Origin of the sequence: Bacillus cytotoxicus NVH 391-98 (assembly GCF_000017425.1) — a bacterium.
Taxonomy (GTDB): Bacteria; Bacillota; Bacilli; order Bacillales; family Bacillaceae_G; genus Bacillus_A; species Bacillus_A cytotoxicus.
The window spans coordinates 599017-623570 of record NC_009674.1; the positions used below are offsets into that span (position 1 = coordinate 599017).

The window sequence follows — 24554 nt, forward strand, 5'->3', positions numbered from 1 at the left end:
AATACATTATTGTAACAAGAAAGAATCTGTAATCATAAATAGTGGGATTATTGCCATATCGATATAACTTCGTTAAGTTTCTACAATGGATTTCCAGAAGAACGTGTGAAAAATGGACATGTCTAGGGTTCACTACGGTGCAATTATTTGTTCTAAATTCGGGATATCTAAGTAGTTTTATACAAAAATTTTAGGATTTTAAATAATAAATGAATTATACAGAGAAGATAGGAATTCTTATAAATTCGATTTATGTGTAGGAAATGAATAGCAAATTAAATGATTTTTTTTAAATCCACCAAAGCGTCCAAGCTTCCCAGAGATAACAGGTCTTAAACCTTTAATATTTGCTGTTAAAGGATATATAAGCAGCGGTTGCACATTTAAAACGATATGGAGTAGAGACAGAGCCGATATGTGTCGATGAAATAGCAGGGAAAAAATTTTTGTTTTTCCAAAATCCAGATTTACTTCCATTAGAATGATATGAGGAATGAAAATTGGGGAATTTTATCTAGATTTGCTTTTCAATAAATGAAGAAACTAAAGGAAAACTTCTTTTAAAAAGGAGGTGTAACTTTAGCGAGAAAGCTAAAGGATTTTGGTGGGAATTTTAAAATTACTTATGGTTGCTATTTTAATTGCTTTAACAGCCTTTTTTGTTGCCGTTGAATTTGCTATTATAAAGGTGAGAAGTAGTCGTATCGATCAACTTGTAATCGAAAAAAGACGAGGGGCATTAGCGGCGAAGAAAGTCACTTCGAATTTAGATGAATACTTATCCGCTTGTCAGCTTGGAATTACAATTACAGCTTTAGGATTAGGGTGGTTAGGTGAACCGACAGTTAAACATATGTTAGAGCCATTATTTTTGAGAATGAATATTTCATCAGTAGCTGCAAGTACAGTATCATTTATTATTGCATTTGCAGTCATCACATTTCTGCACGTCGTTGCTGGAGAGCTGGCTCCAAAAACGTTTGCGATTCAAAAAGCAGAAAAAGTTAGCTTGTTACTGTCACAGCCTCTTATTTATTTCTATCGGATTATGTACCCCTTTATTTGGGCTTTAAATGGGTCTTCACGCTTTGTGACAGGAATATTTGGACTTCAACCTGCTTCTGAACATGATGTGGTACATTCAGAGGAAGAATTGCGTCTCATTTTATCGGAAAGTTATGAGCGAGGGGAGATTAATCAAGCAGAATTTAAGTATGTAAATAACATTTTTGAATTTGACAATCGATTAGCGAAAGAGATTATGGTTCCCCGTACGGAAATTGTAGGATTATATGAAGATGAACCATTTGAGACGCATATTCAAATTATTAGACAGGAAAAATATACAAGATATCCCGTATTTGGAGAAGATAAAGATGAAATTATTGGGATGGTGAATGTAAAAGATTTATTCATTCGCTATATGGATGGAGGACGAGAGGAAGAATGTTCTATTACGCCGTATACAAGACCTGTCATTGAAGTGTTAGAAAACATTCCGATTCACGATTTGTTGTTACAGATGCAAAAGCGAAGAATTCCAATGGCTGTTTTATATGATGAGTATGGCGGGACGGCTGGTATTGTAACTCTTGAAGACATTCTAGAGGAAATTGTTGGGGAAATTCGAGATGAGTATGATGAGGATGAATATCCACCAATAGAGCACATAAGTGAAACATGGAAAATTGTAGATGGAAAAGTACGTATTAGCGAAGTAAATGATTTATTTGGACTACAGCTATTAGCGAATGATGTCGATACAATCGGTGGCTGGATTATGATGCAGAAACAAACGATTACAGAAGGGGATTATATTGAAACAAATGGATTAGTATTCAAAGTCCTGGAAAAAGACATGCATCAAATAAAACGAGTAGAAATTATGAGAAAAGAAGAAAAAGGGGCGTTTAAGGAGAGGAAGGATTAGATAAAGTGAAACTTTAATCAGTGGGGGCTTCATCCCCTACTGATTATGAGCCCTCACCAATCGGGCTGCCCTAAAATAGCGGGATAAAAAACATAATGTTTGCGCTTTCAAAGAAGGTGCTATATAGTGGATGGAGATGGAAATGTTTCTATGAAAATGATGTTTTCATAGAAACAATGCTAAAACTTTAAAGATATACAACGAAAAGCATAGGTGATAAATATGATAGCGACAAAAGACATACGGATAGAAAAAGATTTCTTAGGTGAGAAAGAAGTACCAAATGAAGCTTATTATGGAGTCCAAACTTTACGTGCTGTGGAAAACTTTCCAATTACAGGATATCGTATACATGATTCACTCATCACTGCAATGGCGATTGTAAAGAAAGCGGCAGCGCTTGCCAATGTGGAAACAGGTTATTTACCAGAGAACATTGGTAAGGAAATTGCAGCAGCAGCTCAGGAAATTATGGATGGTAAACTTCATGATCAATTTATTGTCGATCCTATTCAAGGTGGGGCTGGAACTTCCATTAACATGAATGCGAATGAAGTAATTGCAAATCGTGCATTAGAACGGATGGGATATGAAAAAGGGGATTATGCAAAAATTAGTCCGAATACACATGTCAATATGGCACAATCCACAAATGATGCATTTCCAACAGGAATTCATATTGCAACTTTAATGATGTTAGAGGAGCTTCTTATTACGATGGAAGAGCTTCATCGTGCATTTATAAAGAAAGCGAAAGAATTTGATCATGTCATTAAAATGGGACGTACGCACTTACAAGATGCTGTTCCTATTCGACTTGGACAAGAATTTAGCGCATATAGTCGTGTATTAGAACGTGATATAAAAAGAATTAAACAATCTCGTCAGCATTTATATGAAGTTAATATGGGCGCAACAGCTGTTGGCACAGGATTAAATGCAAATCCAATGTATATTGAACAAGTTGTAAAGCATTTACGAGAATTAAGTGGTTTTCCACTTGTAGGAGCGGAGCATTTAGTAGATGCAACGCAAAATACGGATGCATATACAGAAGTATCCGCAGCGCTTAAAGTATGTATGATGAATATGTCTAAGATTGCAAATGACTTACGTATTATGGCTTCTGGTCCAAGAGTTGGATTAGCAGAGATTCAATTGCCAGCTCGTCAGCCAGGTTCATCTATTATGCCTGGGAAAGTTAATCCGGTTATGGCTGAAGTGATTAATCAAGTTGCCTTCCAAGTGATTGGGAACGACCATACGATTTGTTTAGCATCTGAAGCAGGGCAATTAGAATTAAATGTAATGGAGCCAGTTCTCGTATTTAATTTAATCCAATCTATTAGTATTATGAATAATGCATTTCGTGTATTCCGTGAATATTGCATTGAAGGTATTACGGCGAATGAAGAACTATTGAAAGAATATGTGGAACGAAGTGTTGGGATTATTACAGCAGTCAATCCTCATATTGGATATGAAGCTGCTTCTCGCATTGCTCGTGAAGCAATCGCAACAGGAAAATCAGTTCGAGAACTTTGCCTAGAACATGGTGTTTTAACAGAAGAAGAACTGGATATTATTTTGGATCCATATGAAATGACACATCCTGAAATAGCCGGAGCATCATTACTTAAAAATAAAAAATCTTGATACGTTCGTATCAAGATTTTTTATTTAGCAAAAGATAATATAACAACGAGACATAAAAGGCTGATGAACGAGTCATCAGCCTTTTATGTTAAAAAATATGGAATATGGAGTTAAGTTGAAGTAAGCTAATGATAGCTAAGAAGATTAAGCTATATTTCATTGCTACTTTAAATAGTGCAGACTCTTTACCAACTAATCCAACTGCTGCACAAGCAACTGCTACAGATTGTGGCGAAACCATTTTTGCCATTGTTCCACCGACTACATTTAACGCAACAAGTGTAGATGGTACAATATCCAACTGAGCTGCAGTTACTGCTTGAAGTGGTGCGAATAATGAACCACTTGACACAACTGAACCTGTAATGAATACGCCAATCCATCCTAAGATTGGAGAAAGAATTGGGAATACATTTCCAGTAGAAGAGAATGCTAATCCAAGTGTAGATGACATCCCAGAGTAATTCTCAACATAAGCTAAAGCGATAACGCTACAAATTGTATAAACTGGAGCTTTTAATTCTTTAAGTGTTTCAATTATAAGTTCTTTAATCATTTTGCCATTTACACGATATAGGATAAGTGAAACAATAATCGCTAATACAATGGCAGTAGTTGTAGATGAGAATACATCTAGTTTAAAAATACCTGCAAAAGGTGTATCTGCTTTTGTGATCGGTGCAGTTTTTATAACTTGATTATGAAGACCAGGGAATTGAATATTGAATACTAAGCTCTCAAGTGCACCTTTTGGAGCGAATAAAGCTTTAATTGGTTTTAAATTAAAAATTGTTACAAATGCAGTTAAGAATACAAATGGAGACCAAGCATATAAAATTTGATTGAATGTATGAGATTGTTTCTCTTCTTGTTTTTCTTCTTTAGCAGAAGATTTTGGCTGCCAAACTCGTAAAAATAATGTAAGAGCAACCATACTTACAACTGCTGCGAAAATATCAGTAAGTTCAGCGCCTAAGAAATATGTTACAGTAAATTGAGTAATGGCAAATGAAACACCGCTAACAAGAATACCTTGCCATGTTTCTTTAATGCCCTTAAAACCATCAACCATTGCAACAAGTAAGAACGGTAAAATAATACTAATAAATGGTAGAATCGTAACAGTGTGACGACCGACAGTTAATGCATCAAGTTGAGTTAATTGTGCTGGTACTGTAACTGGAATACCCATTGCTCCCATTGCGCCACCAGCGATGTTAGCTACTAAACAAATACCTGCTGCTTTTAATGGATTGAAGCCCATACCAACAAGTAATGCAGCTGTAATAGCAACCGGAACTCCAAATCCAGCTGCACCTTCTAAGAAAGCACCGAAAGAATAAGCGATTAATAATACCTGTAAGCGTTGATCACTTGTGATACTTGAAATACTATCACGAATAACATTAAATTGTTCAGTTTTTACAGTTATTTTGTAAAGGAAAATTGCTGCGATAACAATTGTACAAATTGGATAAAATCCAGATAAAATACCGAATCCTGCTGATGCCACAGCTGCAGTTGTGGGCATTTTATACACAAAGATGGCAATAATAACAGCAACAATTACACTGTAAAGACCAGAGATATAACCTTTCATTTTGAATCCCGTTAAACAAATGATGAAACAAAAAATTGGTAAAGCTGCTATTAGTGCAGAAAGCCAAATGTTGTTTAGTGGATCATAAATTTGTGTCCAAGTATTCATGAGAATAACAACTCCTATCTATATTATGTGAAGTTATTCACATTATTTGTGAAATAATTCACAATCAAATTACATTGTTAAGTATAATCCTGTTCAACACTATTGTCAACGTGAAAAAGTATAATTATTCCACAATAGTGTTATTTATGAACAAAACCTTACATTTTGTTCATAAATCTGACAAAATGAGTGCTCATATATTTTGAGCACTCTATCAATATTTTATTCATAAATAATAGAAAAGAAAAATAGACAGTTTAAAATGATCACCTTTCCATATATTCCTTCATCTTTTCGTATGTCATAGGTCCAACATGTTTAAAATGAATGATACCTTTTTGGCTAGAATAAAGGAGGGTGGAATACTAGCAATTTGATAAGTTGTATTCGCTTGTCCTTTTGTATCAAGTCAAACAGGAAAAGTAAATCATTCTCTTAAAGAAATTGTTTTACATAGTTAGGGGCTTTTTCAAAAGGATTTGCGTTTACAGCAACTATTTCAATTTCATCTATTTTTGAGTATTAGTAGAATTTTCCTATATTAGGTGTTTTGATTTTACATGGCCCACACAGCTTGCTCCAAAATTCAAGATCACTTTTTTCCTTTATAGTCGGACAAGGATATTTCATCCCCATCTACTGTTTGTAAATGAGAATTTTGTTCCATTGGTATAAGATTATGGATAATCGTCCAAACAAGTGCAATACTAAGTACAGCGACAATCATTCATTTTTTATTAGAAATCAGCTCTTTTACCAAAAATTCACTCTTTCTATCGTAACAAACTGATTACTAAGGGGCAAATAACTTTACAAGGATATATCATTTGAGAACAGTATTTTACAATACCATTACAGAAGGAAGTAGAGAGAGAAAATATAATAAAAACGTTGATAAATCAACGTTTAGAAGCAATGTATTCAGCTTTAAATATTTTGCATTTTTTCTATATCATATAGTATAATATTCAAAATCAGCGAGTTTTTTGTATTTTGTGTTGATTAAAAAGGAGGAAAATAATTTTACCGTTTAGGTTGATAAAGTTGTGTCGTAACAGGAAATATAAAAACAAGTATATAAATAAATAAAGAGAAAATAAAATGAAAAAATGAGGGGAACTTTATGAATCAAAATCAATTTGATTGTCGTATTTTAGAAGAAGATGTTCAAATGTTACGAGCTTTAGCTCATCCATTACGTTTGCGCTTAGTAATGGAACTTATGCAACGTGGAACGTGCAATGTAACACAATTGCAGGAAGTATTAGAAATTCCGCAATCAACTGTTTCACAACATTTAACGAAACTAAAACAAAACAAGGTTGTTCGTTTTGAAAGACGAGGTTTAGAAGTATATTACCAAGTGCATAATGATAAAGTAAGCAAAGTGGTAAAGACATTATTTTCATAAAATTTCAATATTTAGGAAAGACGTATAGAAATATACGTCTTTTTTTATGGAATACATTCAAAAAAATATGGAAAGATAGAGAGGAGTGTATTTTGTAAAAGGAGGAATACATAATGGATGTAAAACGGGTAAAACAAATTTTATCGTCCTCGAGCCAAATAGATGTTACCTATCAAGGTGTACCAGTTTGGATTGAGAGTTGTGATGAAGGACGTGGAATTGCACAAGTTCATGATATAACGGCACCACATGAAACAGTAGAGGTTGATATTACAGCGTTAGAAGAAAAATAAAAAAGCATGATGTTGCAAACGCACGTCTTTTTTTAGCGATGTAAGGATTCATAATATATAGGCAGAAACAGATTCGTTCTTGGAGTAAAAAAGACTCTCAAGTTTGAGAGTCTTTTTTACTATTCCATCATATGTGCAATTTTTTTCGAGAACATGAGAAGTATTAAGCCAAGTACAATTACGATCATACCAATACTTGCGAATACTTCTAAGTATCCTAGAGATTGCGTGAATGCTGCTAATGCCCCAGCAATATAGTTTGCAATACCAGTACCTGCTAACCATACACCCATTAATAGGGAAGCTAATTTCACAGGTGCAATCGCACTTACCATTGATAATCCAATAGGTGATAAGAATAGTTCACCTAGCGTATGGAACATATATGTGATAACAATAAATAGTAAATTAGCCTTTACAGTAATATGAGCTTCGTCACTGCCTGTTTTTAAAACTGCCAATGTGAGTACAAGATAGCCAATTCCTAATAAAATCATTCCAAGAGCCATTTTTGTTGGGACTTTTAAATCACCACGTTTAGATTTAGATAACTTAACCCATAAGGCTGATACAAATGGTGCTAATAGTACGATAAATGCTGGGTTAACAGATTGGAACCAAGATGTTGGAACTTCCCAACCAAAAATAGTACGATCAACAAATTTATTTGTATAAAGAGTAAAAGAACTACCAGCTTGTTCAAAACCTGCCCAGAAGAATACAACGAAGCAAGTTAAAATAACAATTGCCCAAGTGCGCTTTTTCTCTTGTTTCGTTAAAGGTTTTTTCTCAATTGCTTTCGTATCTTTATTTTTTGCTGTTTTTCCAACGACAGTTGTTCCAGCGTTACCGAGGTAACGTGGAGCTAGTAAGTTAAAGACAACTTGGCCAATAATCATACCGATACAAGCTGCAAGGAACCCGTATTTGTAACCCATTACCATAACGCCATCAACATTTGTCTTGAAGAAATCTTCAGCTAAGTATCCGCAAATAAGCGGTGCGAAAAAAGCACCTACGTTGATACCCATGTAGAAGATAGTAAAGGCGCTGTCACGACGTGAATCGTTTTCGCCGTATAGTTCACCTAATAATGTAGAAATATTTGGCTTGAAAAATCCGTTACCAATAATTAATAATATTAGTCCTAAAAAGAGTCCGGTTTTTGTATTCATGGAAAATAATACAAAGTTACCAAGTGCCATAATAATACCACCAACGGTAATGGCATGACGTCTTGTAATAAAGTGGTCTGTTAACCATCCACCGGCAATTGGTGTAAAATATACGAATGCGGTAAAAATTCCGTATAATTGCACTGCGAAACCTTTATCAAGCCCTAGACCACCGCTAATGGCAGCTGTTGTTAAGTAAAGAACTAAAAGTCCACGCATGCCATAATAACTAAATCTTTCCCAAGCTTCTGTAAAGAACAATAAATATAATCCTGGTGGGTGTTTCTTTGGTGTTTGCTGTTCTTTAGCTTTTTCTAATTTTAAAGCTGCATCCATTTTGTTGTCCCCCTAATCTTACATAACGGATATTTATGTAATCATTTTAATTTAAAAAATATTTAGAAGTCAATAGAATTATATGGGAATAGAAAGAAAATTTTTGAAATAACTCATTTAACTTCATCCACTAGCATATTTTCTCCTTAAATTTGCTTAATAAGCGTTTTCAAATGTAACATTTAAATTCTCAAAGAAAATAAAATAATGATAAGTTGGAAAATTTAGAGTAATCAATTTTTCTGATATAAAGAAATTGCATTCTACTTATTTTTACAATATAACATATGAAGTATAAAAATACAAAAAAATAATGTGACATTTCCGGGAATTCAAAATAAAAACAATTTCCGAGGAGAGGTTGTTTCTATTTTGAATTCCTATATAGGTCGCGCATTCTTTTTGAAATAACTCTGTACGTAACTGAGTATCACCACATTCTAAATCAAGAATTATTTTTTCTTTTACATCACAGATAAGTTGTAACAAGGCAGGGTTTTCAATCATATCATTTGAGTTATCTTGTCGATATTTCCGCTTCATATATTGTTTGAAAAAGAGTCTTCATTATACGCTTCAGATTCTATAAATGCCATGTTCTCATTCCCTTTACATATTTTGTTTCTTCTATCAAACTTTAAAAGCAAGTGATAGATTTCTTTGGTTGCATCATATATAATTACATTATGTAAGCGTTTTCTTTATGTTATTTTTCTATAATAAGATTAAAAAACGTGTTAAGCTAATAGAGGGAGTATTGGCATTATTGAGATAATAATCCGCTTACATGAATGATGGGAGGCTTCACAATGTCTAGTAAAACACTTGCAAAATTTTTAGAAGAAAATTTAGAAGATTTGAAAGCAAAGGGACTTTATAACGTAATTGATCCGCTAGAAAGTCCAAATGGACCAATGATTACAATTGGCGGGAAAGAATATATTAACTTATCTTCAAATAACTATCTTGGCTTAGCAACAGATAATCGTCTGCAAGAAGCGGCAATTGGTGCAATCCATAAGTATGGTGTTGGTGCGGGGGCAGTTCGCACGATTAACGGTACACTTGACTTGCATATCAAATTAGAAGAAACAATTGCAAAGTTTAAACATACAGAAGCAGCGATTGCATATCAATCAGGATTTAACTGTAACATGGCAGCAATTTCAGCTGTAATGGATAAACATGATGCTATTCTTTCTGATGAGTTAAACCATGCATCTATTATTGATGGATCTCGTTTATCAAAAGCAAAAATAATCGTTTATAAACATTCTGATATGGAAGATTTACGCAAAAAAGCAATCGAAGCCAAAGAATCAGGGCTTTACAACAAATTAATGGTTATTACAGATGGTGTTTTCTCAATGGATGGTGATATTGCAAAATTACCAGAAATCGTTAAAATCGCTGAAGAATTAGATTTAATGACATATGTAGATGATGCACATGGTTCAGGAGTGCTCGGAAAAGGTGCAGGTACTGTTAAGCATTTCGGTCTTTCAGATAAAGTAGATTTCCAAATTGGTACACTATCAAAAGCAATTGGGGTAATTGGTGGATATGTAGCAGGGAAGCAAAACTTAATCGATTGGTTAAAAGTGCGTTCACGCCCATTCTTATTTTCTACAGCTTTAACACCAGCTGATGCGGCGGCTTGCAAGAAATCTATCGAGATTTTAATGGAAAGTACGGAGCTGCATGATCGTTTATGGGAAAATGGTCGCTATTTAAAACAAGGGTTAAAAGATCTTGGCTTTAATATTGGGGACAGTGAAACGCCAATTACACCATGTATTATTGGTGATGAAGTGTTAACGCAAGAGTTCAGTAAACGTTTAAATGAAGAAGGTGTATATGCAAAATCTATCGTGTTCCCAACTGTACCAAGAGGAACAGGGCGTGTTCGTAATATGCCAACAGCAGCTCATACGAAAGAAATGCTTGATGAAGCAATTCGTACGTATGAAAAAGTAGGAAAAGAAATGGGGATTATTTAACACTTTTACATCTTTTGAAAGCTTGCAAATGAGGAGTGGGGAAAATGAAAAAAATTTTAGTAACCGGTTCTTTAGGGCAAATTGGTTCTGAACTTGTCATGAAACTTCGTGATGTATACGGCACATCAAACGTTATTGCAACTGATATTCGTGAAAAAGACAGTGAAGTAGTCAAATCTGGTCCGTTTGAAAAATTAGATGTAACAGATGGTCAGAAACTCCATGATATTGCAAAACGTAATGGAGTAGATACAATTATTCATTTAGCAGCTTTACTTTCAGCAACTGCAGAAAAGAATCCGCTGTTTGCTTGGAATTTAAATATGGGCGGACTTGTCAATGCACTAGAAGCAGCACGGGAACTAGATTGTCAGTTTTTTACACCAAGTTCTATTGGTGCATTTGGTCCAACAACGCCAAAAGATGCTACACCGCAAGACACCATCCAGCGTCCGACTACAATGTATGGGGTAAACAAAGTAGCAGGAGAATTATTGTGCGATTACTATTATCATAAATTTGGTGTTGATACGCGCGGGGTACGTTTCCCAGGTTTAATCTCTTATGTAGCTCCTCCAGGAGGCGGTACAACTGATTATGCGGTGGAAATTTATTATGATGCAATTAAAAAAGGTGCATACACCTCCTACATCGCAGAAGAAACATACATGGATATGATGTATATGCCCGATGCTTTGCAAGCAATTATTTCATTAATGGAAGCTGATCCAAGTAAACTCGTACATCGCAATGCTTTCAATATTACAGCAATGAGCTTCGAGCCAGAACAGATTGCTGCAGCAATTCGCAAACACATTCCAACATTTACAATGGATTATGCAGTAGATCCAGCTCGCCAAGCAATTGCTAATAGTTGGCCAAACTCAATTGATGCAACGGCAGCAAAAGAAGAGTGGGGTTTTAAAGCGGAGTATGACTTAGATAAAATGACAGCAGATATGCTAGCAAAATTAAAAAAAAAGTTAACAGATGAGTTAGTACTGAGTTAATGAAGAGAGCCGATTCGAATGGATTGGCTCTTTTTTGTCATCATACCTAAATGTAGTTTAGGAAAGAAATAACGTTTCTCGTTATATGGACTTTACCGTATTCTTATCTAGACTGCTTTGTTTGGTGCTAGCTTCAGGGGATTGCTCGTTCGATAAATCACAACTAAAAACAGGGGCCCTGTTCGGCCCCTGTTTGCTATTCAATCGTCTTCAGTAGTAATTTCTTCAATAAGGGTTTGATTTTTAATCGTAAATCTTCAGCATCATTGGCGATTAAGAAATGATGATTATAGATGTTTTTCATCAATTGATAAGTTGCTTCTTTTGCTTCGCCTTCTTCGATGAAGATACCAATGACTTCCATTCCGTTTTTGCGAGCAAGTTTAACAGCTTCGTGCGTATCTAAAATACCATCTTGTTGATAATCTAGTGCAGAAGGTTCACCGTCTGTAAAAACGAGTAAGAATTTATGTTTTTCTGTTCTTTTCGCGAGCTTTTCAGAAACGATGCGAATAATGTAACCGTCGCGATTGTCTTCTTCTTCACGTAGTTGCATAATTTCAGGTCCAACATTTGGAAGTGTTGAGTTTTTGTATGTTACAACTTCATGAATGACATTCGGTTTGTTTTCTGGGGTAGCGCTTGAAGCATCTTCCCAAAAGCCGCTGATGGCGTGTGGGATTTTTAATGATTTTAATGCTTCATGGAATAACACAACACTTTTCTTTGTTTCTTGCATTTTATTATACATAGAACCAGAGCAATCAACGAGCAGTTGAAAGGCTACATCAAGTTCTTGAGATTCTTGTCCTTTTTTATAAAACATTCGCGGCTGTTTTTCGGTATAAATACGTAAAAACTTTTTATGAAGTCTTCCATAATATTTATCACTATTTGCATTTGTTTTATTTTCAATCGTTTTCTCAATAATTTTCTTTAATTCTTTCACATCTTTATTGATAATCGACTTGATGGCCTGATAGTCTTTCTTTTCATCATGGTTTGGCTTGCGGGATTCTTTAAATGTATGAGAAGCACCGACGTTATATTTACCGTATGTGCCTTCATGCTGGCTAGAAGCATGCGACGCTCTCGCATCTTCAGCATCAGCTCCATCAAAGTTGGACTGTGTACTCTTTTGTGAAGTTCCTTGTACGGAGCCGAGCGCTTGATCGCCATCTTCAGATTCACGAGCTGTATCACCCATCATATTCGTTTTTGTTCCACTTTCTAATTCAAAGCGTAAGAAATTTTCATTTTCATTATTTTTGTTTTCTCGATGCCATGTAGAAAAGCTTTCATTTATTTTACTTTTATTTTCATTGTCATCGACAATTTGAATATCATCATTTGCTAAGTCTTCAGGATGTCCATCTTTTTCATCAGCAATAACAGATAAATAGAGAGGGGCATGCCCAAAGTAGGTGTTAATCATATCACTTTCAAGAAATCCTTCTAAACGATAACGAATTTTCTCCACAATATACATAATATCTTCTGTATTACGAGCTTGGAATACATCGTGTAACAACGTTTCAATTTGTTCAAAGTACTCATTGTGAAACATTTCGTATTTATCGCTTGTGAGTGAGAGATAGCATAAGCAGAAAAGACGATCAGCTTGATAGTTACGAACGCGATTTATTTCATTTTGTGAACTGAAATAATTACGGTACATTTCTTTACGTCTTTTGAAAATATACTTCGTACCAGGGCGTAAATCTTTTACAATCTCTTCAATGCGTAAGTCTTCCAGTAGAATAAACAATTGTGTTAGAAATTTTGTAAGAGAAGACTCTTGTAATTCGATAGCGTAAGATCGAATTAATCTCATATCGGAATAATGCTTATTGCCAAGTGCCTTTAAAAATACTTCGCTTTTTAAGCCGACTATCATATCGTCTTCTTTGCGATCATCCCAAAAATGACTGATGACAACTTTTTGTTCAACTTCATCATAGTATGCTTTATAGCCATATTCTAAGTAAGCATCATCTTCTTTTAGAAGGGCATACATTAAGTTTTCCATTTGAAGAAACAGCGACGCATCAATTTTTTTGTCACTAAAAATTTGTCTCATGAATTATCCCTCAAAGAAGTAGCTCTCCGCTAATTCACGGACAGTCATTTGTTCTGTTTCATCACTTAGTTTTGCAATGATGCTTCGTTCGATTGCACGCATAACGGGGATATATACACTTAAATCACATGCATCAAGAATACCGCGAATACTTGCTGCTTCTTCACTTACACGACCGTCACGAGCAAGAGGCATAAGGTCACTTGCAAATGCAACAAACTTTTCAATAGTTGCCATATCTTTTAACTTTGAATCAGATAATAATAATTCTTTTAATGTTTCACCTTGAATATAAGGAACTTCAATGATAACGAAGCGGTTTTTTAAAGCTTCATTTAATTCGCTTGTTCCAACATAACCTTCATTAATAGCTGCGATTACACGATATTCTTCATCTCCATGTACAACTTGCTGTGTAAATGGGTTTGTAATCATTTTACGATAATCTAATGCACCATGAAGAAGGGGAAGTGTTTCAGGTTTCGCCATGTTAATTTCATCAATGTATAGGAAATGACCATTCTTCATTGCTTTCATAAGGGGACCATCAATAAAGGTAACTTCAGAAGCACCATCTTTTGTCTGTAGTGTGTTGTATCCTAAAATCCCTTCTACATCTAGGTCAACAGAGCAGTTAATGCTATGCATTGGCTTTTGAAATAAGGAAGAAAGCGTCTCTGCTAGTACAGTTTTTCCACTACCAGTTGGTCCTTTTAATAGAATATTTTTTCCAAGTAAAAGAGCTGTAATAGCATCTTCAAGAATGCTATTATCAGCCGCTTTATACACTTTTGTTCCAATTAAATGTTTATTTTCACCAGCTGCTTGCTTATTTTTTTCATGAATTGCCGCTAGTAGCTGCTTTAAATCAGCATGTATATGCAATTGTTCTAACATGTGTTTCCCACCTAACATTATTTTCATAAAATAAAACAATATATCTTATGATAACGTGTTTTTTTATGGTATGCAAAGGAAAGAGAAGGGAGGAAGCGGGCATTATAAAACAAAGAAGCAATCGAATTTGAATAGATTATTTTTTTAGTAGTAAATATACATAATAGCTGAACGAAGTGACTTTTCCTATTTATACCTTTCATTTATTCTTTCTTACATATAAAATCGATAAGCAAAAGAGGCTCTTAATCGTTTTTTAATCAGTGGGAATGAAGACAACGGTGATTCAAGTTTCGTCGGTGCATTTAATGGTTATTTTTGGGAGCGTGTTATTTCATTCTTGTTATGTTAGGAATGGGAGGATTCGATCTCGCCTTATGTAGAACACTATAAAAGTCATTAAGAGAAAAGAAGCGGTGAGTAAACCAAAAAAATGGTTATTTCCCGCTTCTTTTTGTTAGCTTGCTTTGTTATTTCGGTGTTCAGAAATAAGGGGCGGTGAATTCTTCATTAAAATTGGATAAAGAATAAGGCCTAATACAAATAACCCAATTCCTAAGAAAAATGTTGTTAAGTCTGCTGTTCCTGTTTTAATAACCCAAGTGGAATAAAAGAATGCCAGTAAGGTGATGATTCCATCTTTTATACGAGAACCAGTTTGTATCTCATATGTTTCGCCCGTTATAACGAGTTTTAGTTGATATAGTGTAGAAACAAGATATGGGATTAAATAGGCTAAAGTGGCAACGACAATGGCGAAATGATAAGCTTCTGAAACCGTACCAGAAATCGTAGAAAATAAGAAAATTTGTGTCATAATATTTGTAATGAGAAGCGCTTTTGAGGGACTTCCTTTTTGATTTGTTCTTCCAAAGAATTTTGGGAAAAGTCCATTCTTTGCTGCTTGATAAGGTACCTCAGAACTAACAACAATCCAACCAACAGTAGAGCCGAATAGAGATATAAGTGCAAGCAGTGCCATAATGTAAGCGCCTTGATTACCAATGGCTAAGTTTAGAGCATCTACTAACGGCTTTTGCGACTCTTTCAAAACTTCTTGCGGGAGAGCTCCCATTGTTAGCAATGTAATCGCCATATAAATAAGAAGAGCAATGATTAATCCTAAAATAGTAGCTCTTTTTACGTCACGCTGTGATTTGGCTCGGTTCGATAGCATAACAGCTGACTCGATTCCAATAAAGGCCCAAAGTGTAGCGATAGCAGCAGAATTGACTTGTCCACCTAATGGAATTGATGTTCCAGATTCACTCATAAAAGTTTGTCCATCACCCAAATTAGAGACGTTAAAAATAAATAATGTAATCACAATAAACATCGTAAATCCAATAATCTTAGCAATGGTTGCTACAAGATTCATATTGCCTGCTCGATCAATATTTTGAGATAGAATATATTGAATACCCCACAGCATAATGCTACATACCGCGAATGTTAATCCTTTTCCAAGCTCCAATGAAGAGCCGCTTATGGAAAAGAGAATTTGCTTGCTTTGTAAAATCGGGAAAAACGTAGATAAATATCCTGCAAACGAAATAATGACGGAAGCAGTCGCTGCCCAATTTGCCGCCCAATATCCCCATGCCATGCTATAACCAGCCACTTTCCCGATTTTTGGTGAAGGGAACATGGCTTGTGCATAACTTTGTGGGCCCGCCTTTAATTCTGGTTTACGTACGGAAAGATTTCCAAATACAAGTGCAATCGTAAATACACCAAGTCCTGTAATACTCCAAGCGAGTGTAGAACCTAAGGGACCTGATACTTGTGCTAAATTTGCCGGTAGCATAAATACGCCTCCTCCGACCATATTCCCAACTACGAATGCTGTTAAAATCCATAAACCCCATTTTCTCGTTTCCATATTTATGATCTCCTTTGTAGTAGTTTTGCTTATTCATCATCTTTTACTAGCTTTTTATAAACAAAAAAGAGCCATGTAGATAAAAAATACCTACATGGCTCTTTAGCAAAGTGTAGGTACAACGGGAATAACCCTTGTACCTACGCGTCATTTTTTCCGCTAGGTTTCAAGGGTTTACGTATGATGATGATGTTTTTGTGCAAATGTAACTACAGATTTATAAGTAAACATAGTTCTTTGCTCCCTTTCTCCTCTGATTTTGAAGCTAGTATACTACATGTTTTTTAGAATGAAAAGAAAAATATGAAAAATTTATCTCGCTATTTTAGGGTAGCCCGATTGGTGAGGGTTCATTAAAGTTTCACTTTGTGGGAGTATTTCTTACATTTATGCCGAATTCAATATAGTACATATAAAGGAGGGATTGTACATATGGAAATAACTGTAGAACAGGTCTTTAATGATACTATTTTAGAAGAAGCGGCAAGTTTATTTCATGTGAAAGTAGAAAAAAAACCACTTGGAGATTTCGAAAATTATATTTTTCATGCGGAGGATGAAAAGAAAGGATCCTATGTGTTGAGATTGACTCATTCTTCTCATCGGTCTGAGGTGCAAGTCCAAGCTGAATTAGAGTTTTTGCAATATTTAAAAGAACATGGAGCGCATATTGCCGGACCACATAATTCAAAAACTAGAAAACTAGTAGAAGGAATACAAGCAACAGATGGAACAACCTTTTATGCGTCCCTTTTTTCATATGCACAAGGGGAAAGGATAAAAGATGATGCCTCTATACATTGGGGAGATGATTTGTTTCAAGCATGGGGAAAAGCAATTGGACAAATTCATCGCCTTACAATGGATTACCCTAAAACAAGACATCGTACGACATGGGAGGTAGATGAAAGAGCGATTATAGAAGATTTAGAGGATGAACCGTTGAAACAGATTGCGAATACATTAATTAATCATATAAAAAAACTGCCGATAGAAAAGAAAAGTTTTGGACTTATACACGGCGATATTCATTAAGGGAATTTTCATTATGATGGAACAAAATTAACAATTTTTGATTTTGATGATGCTACGTATAATTATTTTATACATGATATAGCGATGGTTCTCTATTATTCAGCGATGGTAATAAATGGGGCAATGGAAGAAAAAACAGCATTTGCTCGCCATCAATTAAAAGTATTACGATCAGGGTATGAGCTAGAACATCAATTAGAGGAAAGATGGTATGAATCTTTATCACTATTTTTAAGACTTCGTGATATCGGTTTATATGGTACAATTCAAAAGAAATTTAAAGGAAAAGAAATGCCGGAGTATTTTCATACATTATCTGATTCATTATATAAGAGAATTATGAAAGAACAGCCAATTGTGAATATATAATACAAATTTGAAGAGACAAAGTATATGAAAAAGCGATATACTTTGTTTTTTTTATACAAAAATATGCTTGCTTTATTAAAATAATATTGTCATGATTTGAGGATGAGTTTATAATTTTTATATATTCTGAATATTCTTTATAAAAAGGAGGGGGAATTGTGGAAGCATTCGTAGGATGGTTAAATCATATTGTTTGGAGTTCTGCGCTTGTTTATTTATGTTTGGGTGCAGGTTTATATTTTTCTATTCGAACGAGATTTTTACAACTCAGGCATTTTGGAGAAATGTTGAAACTTACATTTCAGGGGGAAAAGTCAGAAGCAGGTGTTTCTTCGTTTCAAGCATTAGCACTGTCTTTATCAGGGCGCGTGGGGACGGGAAATATTGCTGGGGTCGCAACAGCGATTGCATTTGGGGGTCCAGGAGCCATATTTTGGATGTGGGCAGTGGCCTTTTTAGGTGCGGGATCTTCTTATATAGAATCGACACTTGCACAAATATATAAAACGAAACATAAGGGACAATTTCGTGGCGGGCCCGCTTATTATATTGAGAAGGGGCTAGGACTGAAATGGTATGCGTTATTGTTTGTTATAGCAACTATTCTTGCAACGGGGCTGCTTCTTCCTGGTGTGCAAGCAAATAGTATTGCGTTAAGTTTAGAAACAGCGTTTGGTGTGAATACATCTGTATCTGGAGTAATATTAGTCGGAATAGTCGCTCTTATTATCTTTGGTGGAGTAAAGCGTATTGTAAATGTAGCGCAAGTTGTAGTGCCTTTTATGGCAGTTGGTTATATTCTCGTAGCTTGTGCAATTATTGTAATGAATATTGAAAAGTTACCAGAAGCATTTATGTTAATTATAAAAAGTGCATTTGCTTTAGAATCTGCATTTGGTGGAATTATCGGTTTAGCTATTTCTTGGGGAGTAAAACGTGGAATTTATTCTAATGAAGCAGGGCAAGGAACTGGGCCACATGCTGCGGCTGCTGCGGAAGTTTCACATCCAGCTAAGCAAGGGTTAGTGCAAGCATTTGCTGTTTATATTGATACATTATTTGTTTGTTCTGCAACTGCATTTATGATGATCATTACAGGCATGTATAACGTATTTGATGCGAGTGGCAAAAATTTTATTGTCAATAAATTAAATGGTGCACAGCCGGGACCTGGTTATACGCAGGCTGCGGTTGAATCTGTCTTCCCTGGATTTGGAAACGGTTTCGTTGCTATTTCCTTACTATTCTTCGCATTTACAACAGTAATGGCATATTATTATATCGCTGAAACGAATATTGCCTACTTAAATCGTAAGAAAGATCGCCCTTGGATGTTGATGTTACTAAAATTTATTTTCTTAGGAGTTGTATTTTATGGTTGTGTCAAAACGGCAGAGACAGCTTGGGCTTTAGGGGATATTGGTGTAGGGATTATGGCGTGGGTTAACATTATTGCGATTTTATGTTTGCAAAAGCCAGCCATTCTAGCATTAAAAGATTATGAGAAGCAGAAGAAAGAAGGGAAAGACCCCGTATTTCATCCGCGAGAACTTGGAATTAAAAATGCAGATTTCTGGGAGCATGAATACGGAAAAGATAAGAAAGAAGAAGTATCATAAAAGAATAGCAATGAGACAGCAAAGGGAAATCCCTTTGCTTTTTTTGGTTGTTGAAGATCAAATGCAGGAAATCTTGATTTTTGTTGAATTACTACAATCATTTCGTTACTAGAATTGCATTCTTATTCCGAGTTGTAGCACTTTTTTATGGGGCAAAGTTATTTTTTAGGATCCTTTTGAATATAAAAAGAATGTACATGCTTTGTTAGGGGAAGGGGGGGAGTATGTTGATTGAGTTTCGTAATGTAAATAAATATTATGGTAACTTTCAAGTCTTAAAAAATATTAATATTCAAATTCAAAAAGGAGAAGTAGTTGTTATTGTAGGACCTTCGGGATCAGGAAAAAGTACACTACTTAGGTGTATCAATCAGTTAGAGGCAATTACGGATGGGGAATTAATTGTCCAAAATACAGAAGTGCACAATGCCAAGACAGATATGAATAAATTGCGCCGAAATATTGGAATGGTTTTTCAGCATTTTTATTTATATCCACATAAAACGGTGCTTCAAAATATTACATTAGCACCAATGAAGGTAAATAAAATTTCTAAAGAAGAAGCTGAAAAAACAGCCATGTTTTATTTAGAAAAAGTGGGGATACCTGAAAAAGCAGGGGTATATCCGCATGAATTATCCGGTGGACAACAACAAAGAGTTGCAATCGCTAGAGGGCTAGCTATGCAACCAGAAATTATGCTGTTTGATGAGCCAACGTCTGCGCTTGACCCAGAAATGATTGGGGAAGTGCTGGATGTTATGAAAGCGCTAGCGAAAGAAGGGATGACAATGGTTGTTGTCACACACGAGATGGGATTTGCACGTGAGGTAGCAGATCGAATTTTATTTATGGATGAGGGACAGATTATTGAGGATACAATACCAGCAGCGTTTTTTGTGAACCCAGAGCAGGAGAGAGCGAGACTGTTTTTAAGAAGAGTATTCAATCATTAGAGGAGGAGCATGATGAAAAGGATGAAAAAATGGTTCACTCTTATTGTTTTTGTGTGCTTATTTACTTTGATTGTTGCAGGATGTGGAAATAAACAAGAAGAGGCGAAAGAAACAAGTACAAGTGGCGGAGTGGTCGAACAAATTAAGAAACGCGGAAAGTTAGTAGTTGGTGTAAAGAATGATACTAATTTATTTGGATTAAAGAACCCTTCAACAGGGCAAGTAGAAGGGTTTGATGTTGATATGGCAAAAGCACTTGCAAAAAGGATTCTTGGTGATGAGAAGAAACTAGAACTAAAAGAAGTAACTTCGAAAACGCGTATTCCAATGCTGAAAAATGGAGATATTGATGCGATTATTGCGACAATGACAATTACAGAAGAACGGAAAAAAGAAGTGGATTTTTCAGATGTATATTTTAAAGCAGGTCAATCATTGCTTGTGAAAAAAGGAAGCGATATTAAAAGTATTGATGATGTGAAAAAAGGGGTAAAAGTATTAGCGGTAAAAGGATCCACATCAACACAAAATGTTCGTCAAAAAGCACCGGAGGCAACCGTATTAGAATTCGAAAATTATAGTGAAGCATTTACAGCATTAAAGGCGGGACAGGGAGATGTCTTAACGACTGATAATGCAATTTTATATGGAATGGCCAAACAAGATGCGAATTATGAAGTAGTGGGTAAGATCTTTACGAATGAGCCATACGGCATTGCCGTTCAAAAAGGAGCAACGGATTTAACGAAAGAGATCAATGATTTGTTAAAAGAAATAAAAGAAAATGGAGAATATGACAAGTTATACGAGAAATGGATTGGGGAAAAGCCAGAAAAATAGTAGATTGCGAGGAGAGGGATGAGGTTGGCTCATCCTCTTCTTATAAAGAAAGAGGGTGGAAGTTTGCCTGACTTTTCAATTTTGACAAATAACATAGATTTGTATTTGGAGGGATTTAAATATACGTTATTGTCCAGTGTAATTGCCTTGATTGGTAGTTTTCTTCTCGGTGTTATTATAGCCGTTATGCGAATTACGCCAATTCGAGCGTTAAATTGGATTGGTACAGCGTATGTAGAATTTGTTCGAAATATCCCCATCGTTTTAATTGCATTCGCCTTTTATTTTGCCTTTCCAGTCGTTGGTGTTACATTAAGTGGGTTTGTTGCAGGAACAGCAGCGCTTACTATATATACAGCGTCTTTTATTGCAGAAGCGATTCGAGCCGGAATTTTATCTGTTGCAAAAGGACAGATGGAAGCAGCACGTTCTTCTGGTTTAACATACGTACAAGCGATGTATTATGTTGTGTTACCACAAGCTATTAAAATCGTCATTCCGCCGCTAGGCAACCAATTTCTTAATTTAGTAAAAAACTCTTCGATTCTTGGAATTATTGCCGGAGCAGATTTAATGTATCAAGGAGATTTAATTTCAACGAGAACATTTGTCACATTTGATGTGTATATATTTGTTGGGATGTTTTACTTACTTTTAACTGTACCGCTTAGCATGCTTGTGCGTTACTTGGAAAAACGCTTGGCGAAAGGAGCGGTATAGATGGATTTTCAAGGAGCTTATACTGGAGATCATATTGTTTTCCTATTAAAAGGATTACTTGTCACATTAGAAATCGCCATTATTTCTATTTTCCTTAGTTTTCTTATCGGTAGTATAGTGGGAACAGTACGATATACGAAAATACCGATTCTATCGCAAATATTCGCCGTCATTGTTGAAATAATTCGTAACTTACCATTGCTTTTAATTATTTTCTTTACTTATTTTGCACTTCCAGAAGCTGGGTTGAAATTAGAGATTAAAACAGCAGCGATTGTTGCTTTAACAATTTTTGAGGCAGCGATGATTTCAGAGATTGTTCGCAGCGGCTTATTATCGATTGAGAAAGGGCAAATAGAAGCAGGGCGAGCTTCAGGATTGTCATATATACAAACACTTTGGTACATTATTTTACCACAAGCGTTGAGACGTATGGTACCACCGCTAGTGAGCCAATTTATATCTTTATTAAAGGATACATCATTAGCAGTTGTCATTTCATTACCGGAGCTTATGCATAATGCCCAAATTATTAATGGACAAAATGTGAATTACATGATTCCTACATTTGTATTAGTAGCTTGTATATATTTTGTTGTAAATTATCAATTGTCAATTTTATCAAGAAAATTAGAACATCATTAACTCTTACGGACATGTAAGAGTTTTTTTACTAATAAAACCATCTTCTCTTGTGAATACAAAATGAGTTGTGTTCATAATAAAAAATGTATAGTTTTATCAGAAAAGTTTTAATTTTATATAGAAATTGTAAACGCTTTCGTGTATATTTTTATTATCAGAAAATTTTCAAAACAGAGGGTTTTTATAGGGGAGGATTACGATGCAGCAAACAACGAACGAGAAATTACATCGAACGATGAAGAGTAGACATTTATTTATGATTGCGCTTGGGGGTGTCATCGGAACAGGTTTTTTTCTTGGATCAGGGTATACGATTAACCAGGCAGGACCAGGGGGAGCTATTCTTTCTTATTTAGTTGGTGGATTTATTATGTATTTAACGATGCTTTGTCTCGGTGAACTAACTGTCGCGATGCCAGTTTCTGGATCTTTTCAAAAATATGCGACGAAATTTATTGGGCCAGGAACAGGTTTTATGATTGGATGGTTATATTGGCTAGGATGGGCTGTTACAGTTGGATTAGAGCTAACATCAATAGGCTTGATGATGAAAAGATGGTTTCCATCTGTAGGTGTTTGGGTATGGTGTTTGATCTTTGGACTTATTTTATACATTTCGAATGCAATTTCAGCGAAAAGCTATGCTGAATTAGAGTTTTGGTTCTCTAGTATAAAAGTAATTACAATTGTTGTATTTGTCGTTTTAGGAGGCTGTGCATTGCTTGGCTTTTTACCGTATGATGGAAAAGCGGCAGCACCTCTTTTTTCTAACTTTGTAAATGACGGTGGATTGTTTCCAAATGGGGTTGCTGCTGTACTTCTTACAATGATTACAGTTAATTTTTCTTTTCAAGGAACAGAACTTATCGGGATAGCAGCTGGAGAAAGTGAACAGCCAGAGAAAACAATTCCTCGTGCCATTCGTAACACAGTATGGCGCATCATGTTATTCTTTATTTTAACAATGACGATTTTAGTAGGATTAATTTCATGGAAAGAAGCAGGGGTTATTGAAAGCCCGTTCGTTGTTGTATTTGATAAAATTGGGATTCCTTATGCAGCCGATATTATGAACTTTGTCATTATTACAGCGCTATTATCTGTAGCAAATTCTGGATTATACGCAGCGACGCGTATACTATGGTCTCTTGCAAATGAAGGAATGGCACCGACTTCTTTCAAAAAAGTAAATAAACGTGGTATTCCAATTACAGCGTTAATTGTTACGATTGCTGTAGCTGGTTTATCTTTACTGACAAGCTTCTTTGCAGAAGATACAGTATACATGTATCTATTGTCTGTAGCAGGATTATCTGCTGTTGCTAGCTGGGTTATTATTGCGCTATCACAACTTCGTTTTAGAAGTCAGTATGTAAAGGATGGAGGCAAGTTAGAAGACTTGAAATATAAGACTCCGCTATATCCAATTGTTCCAATTCTAGCTCTCGTTACAAATAGTATCGTTATCATTAGTTTAGCGTTTATTCCAGAACAACGGATGGCTTTATATTGCGGTATTCCATTTATCATTTGTTGCTATGTGTATTATTATATAAATAAGAAGCGGCAAAAAGTGATGAAAGTGGAGATGGATAAAGCGTATGAGACTAACAATTAAGCATGATCATATTCAAGCTGAGTATTCGTATGGACAGTTGTCAATTGGAAAAGAAAATGGGTATTCCCCGTTAGAACTATTCATTTCTTCCATTGCAGGATGTAGTGCAATTGTTTTTCGAACGATCTTAGAAAAGAAGCGTATTCAGTATGACACATTTACAATTGAAACGACAGTTGAGCACAGTGATGCTTTATCAAGACCTGTTGAGAGTGTACATCTGTACTATAAAGTAAGGGCAGAGGGAATTACGCTCATGCAACTCGAAAAGGCGTTAGCAATTGCAGTGAAAAATTGTACAATTGCACAATCTGTTAAAGATAGCATTCAGATTACTGAAACAGTGGAGTTAATAGAAAAAAAGTAAGAGAGTA

The 24554-nt window shown here is 35.3% G+C and carries 17 protein-coding genes and 3 pseudogenes; 15 read left to right on the top strand and 5 right to left on the bottom strand.

Annotated features, from left to right (window positions below):
* Nucleotides 1–112 precede the first annotated feature (112 nt).
* The 3 genes and pseudogenes from BCER98_RS20555 to aspA all read left to right on the top strand — a co-directional run bounded on the left by BCER98_RS20555 (nucleotide 113) and on the right by aspA (nucleotide 3586).
* A pseudogene (locus BCER98_RS20555) lies at nucleotides 113–485 on the top strand (VOC family protein).
* Between the two features lie 119 nt (nucleotides 486–604).
* Nucleotides 605–1930, top strand: coding sequence for a hemolysin family protein (locus BCER98_RS02995; RefSeq protein WP_011983633.1), 1326 nt, complete (start codon nucleotides 605–607; stop codon nucleotides 1928–1930).
* 222 nt (nucleotides 1931–2152) lie between these two features.
* Nucleotides 2153–3586: an aspartate ammonia-lyase gene (gene aspA / locus BCER98_RS03000; protein WP_011983634.1), complete on the top strand. Its 1434-nt coding sequence runs from the start codon at nucleotides 2153–2155 to the stop codon at nucleotides 3584–3586.
* An 88-nt stretch (nucleotides 3587–3674) separates the two neighbouring features.
* Here the strand turns inward: aspA and BCER98_RS03005 are convergent, their stop codons facing one another.
* Nucleotides 3675–5294 (bottom strand): L-lactate permease, encoded by a 1620-nt coding sequence (locus tag BCER98_RS03005; RefSeq protein WP_011983635.1) that lies wholly within the window; start codon nucleotides 5292–5294, stop codon nucleotides 3675–3677.
* 1123 nt (nucleotides 5295–6417) lie between these two features.
* Between BCER98_RS03005 and BCER98_RS03010 the strand changes: the two genes are divergently transcribed.
* The gene (locus tag BCER98_RS03010; protein ID WP_011983636.1) at nucleotides 6418–6705 is read left to right on the top strand and encodes an ArsR/SmtB family transcription factor; all 288 of its coding nucleotides are present in this window, start codon (nucleotides 6418–6420) and stop codon (nucleotides 6703–6705) included.
* Between the two features lie 113 nt (nucleotides 6706–6818).
* The gene (locus BCER98_RS03015; RefSeq protein WP_011983637.1) at nucleotides 6819–6998 is read left to right on the top strand and encodes an acid-soluble spore protein H; all 180 of its coding nucleotides are present in this window, start codon (nucleotides 6819–6821) and stop codon (nucleotides 6996–6998) included.
* A gap of 119 nt (nucleotides 6999–7117) precedes the next feature.
* Here the strand turns inward: BCER98_RS03015 and BCER98_RS03020 are convergent, their stop codons facing one another.
* Nucleotides 7118–8509: a peptide MFS transporter gene (locus tag BCER98_RS03020; protein WP_011983638.1), complete on the bottom strand. Its 1392-nt coding sequence runs from the start codon at nucleotides 8507–8509 to the stop codon at nucleotides 7118–7120.
* A gap of 809 nt (nucleotides 8510–9318) precedes the next feature.
* Between BCER98_RS03020 and BCER98_RS03025 the strand changes: the two genes are divergently transcribed.
* Both BCER98_RS03025 and BCER98_RS03030 read left to right on the top strand, forming a co-directional pair.
* Nucleotides 9319–10509 (top strand): glycine C-acetyltransferase, encoded by a 1191-nt coding sequence (locus tag BCER98_RS03025; RefSeq protein WP_011983639.1) that lies wholly within the window; start codon nucleotides 9319–9321, stop codon nucleotides 10507–10509.
* Nucleotides 10510–10544: 35 nt separating this feature from the next.
* The gene (locus BCER98_RS03030) at nucleotides 10545–11519 is read left to right on the top strand and encodes an L-threonine 3-dehydrogenase (RefSeq protein WP_176371912.1); all 975 of its coding nucleotides are present in this window, start codon (nucleotides 10545–10547) and stop codon (nucleotides 11517–11519) included.
* Nucleotides 11520–11715: 196 nt separating this feature from the next.
* Here BCER98_RS03030 and BCER98_RS03035 read toward each other — a convergent pair whose 3' ends face one another.
* The 3 genes from BCER98_RS03035 to BCER98_RS03045 form a co-directional block, all read right to left on the bottom strand.
* Nucleotides 11716–13599 carry a vWA domain-containing protein gene (locus tag BCER98_RS03035; protein WP_011983641.1) on the bottom strand — a complete coding sequence of 628 codons (1884 nt, stop codon included), beginning with the start codon at nucleotides 13597–13599 and terminating at the stop codon, nucleotides 11716–11718.
* A gap of 3 nt (nucleotides 13600–13602) precedes the next feature.
* Nucleotides 13603–14496 (bottom strand): ATP-binding protein, encoded by an 894-nt coding sequence (locus tag BCER98_RS03040; protein WP_011983642.1) that lies wholly within the window; start codon nucleotides 14494–14496, stop codon nucleotides 13603–13605.
* Between the two features lie 457 nt (nucleotides 14497–14953).
* Nucleotides 14954–16378 (bottom strand): amino acid permease, encoded by a 1425-nt coding sequence (locus BCER98_RS03045; protein ID WP_011983643.1) that lies wholly within the window; start codon nucleotides 16376–16378, stop codon nucleotides 14954–14956.
* 432 nt (nucleotides 16379–16810) lie between these two features.
* Between BCER98_RS03045 and BCER98_RS03050 the strand changes: the two are divergent.
* The 8 genes and pseudogenes from BCER98_RS03050 (at nucleotide 16811) to BCER98_RS03085 (ending at nucleotide 24547) form a co-directional block, all read left to right on the top strand.
* A pseudogene (locus BCER98_RS03050) lies at nucleotides 16811–17782 on the top strand (phosphotransferase enzyme family protein).
* 158 nt (nucleotides 17783–17940) lie between these two features.
* Complete coding sequence (locus BCER98_RS03055) at nucleotides 17941–19401, top strand: alanine/glycine:cation symporter family protein (protein ID WP_011983644.1); 1461 nt, start codon at nucleotides 17941–17943, stop codon at nucleotides 19399–19401.
* Nucleotides 19346–20357: pseudogene (locus tag BCER98_RS03060) on the top strand (amino acid ABC transporter ATP-binding protein). The gene BCER98_RS03055 and the pseudogene BCER98_RS03060 overlap by 56 nt, the downstream one beginning before the upstream one ends.
* 12 nt (nucleotides 20358–20369) lie before the next feature.
* Entirely contained in the window at nucleotides 20370–21197 is an 828-nt protein-coding gene (locus BCER98_RS03065) for a glutamate ABC transporter substrate-binding protein (protein WP_011983646.1), read from the top strand.
* Between the two features lie 63 nt (nucleotides 21198–21260).
* On the top strand, nucleotides 21261–21917 hold the full coding sequence (locus BCER98_RS03070) for an amino acid ABC transporter permease (protein WP_041810221.1): 657 nt from the start codon (nucleotides 21261–21263) through the stop codon (nucleotides 21915–21917).
* A complete protein-coding gene (locus BCER98_RS03075) occupies nucleotides 21918–22562 on the top strand; it encodes an amino acid ABC transporter permease (RefSeq protein WP_011983648.1) in 645 nt (214 codons plus the stop codon). It begins immediately after the preceding gene.
* Nucleotides 22563–22761: 199 nt separating this feature from the next.
* Nucleotides 22762–24180: an amino acid permease gene (locus BCER98_RS03080; protein ID WP_011983649.1), complete on the top strand. Its 1419-nt coding sequence runs from the start codon at nucleotides 22762–22764 to the stop codon at nucleotides 24178–24180.
* Nucleotides 24164–24547, top strand: coding sequence for an OsmC family protein (locus BCER98_RS03085; RefSeq protein WP_011983650.1), 384 nt, complete (start codon nucleotides 24164–24166; stop codon nucleotides 24545–24547). The genes BCER98_RS03080 and BCER98_RS03085 overlap by 17 nt, the downstream gene beginning before the upstream one ends.
* Nucleotides 24548–24554 lie beyond the last annotated feature (7 nt).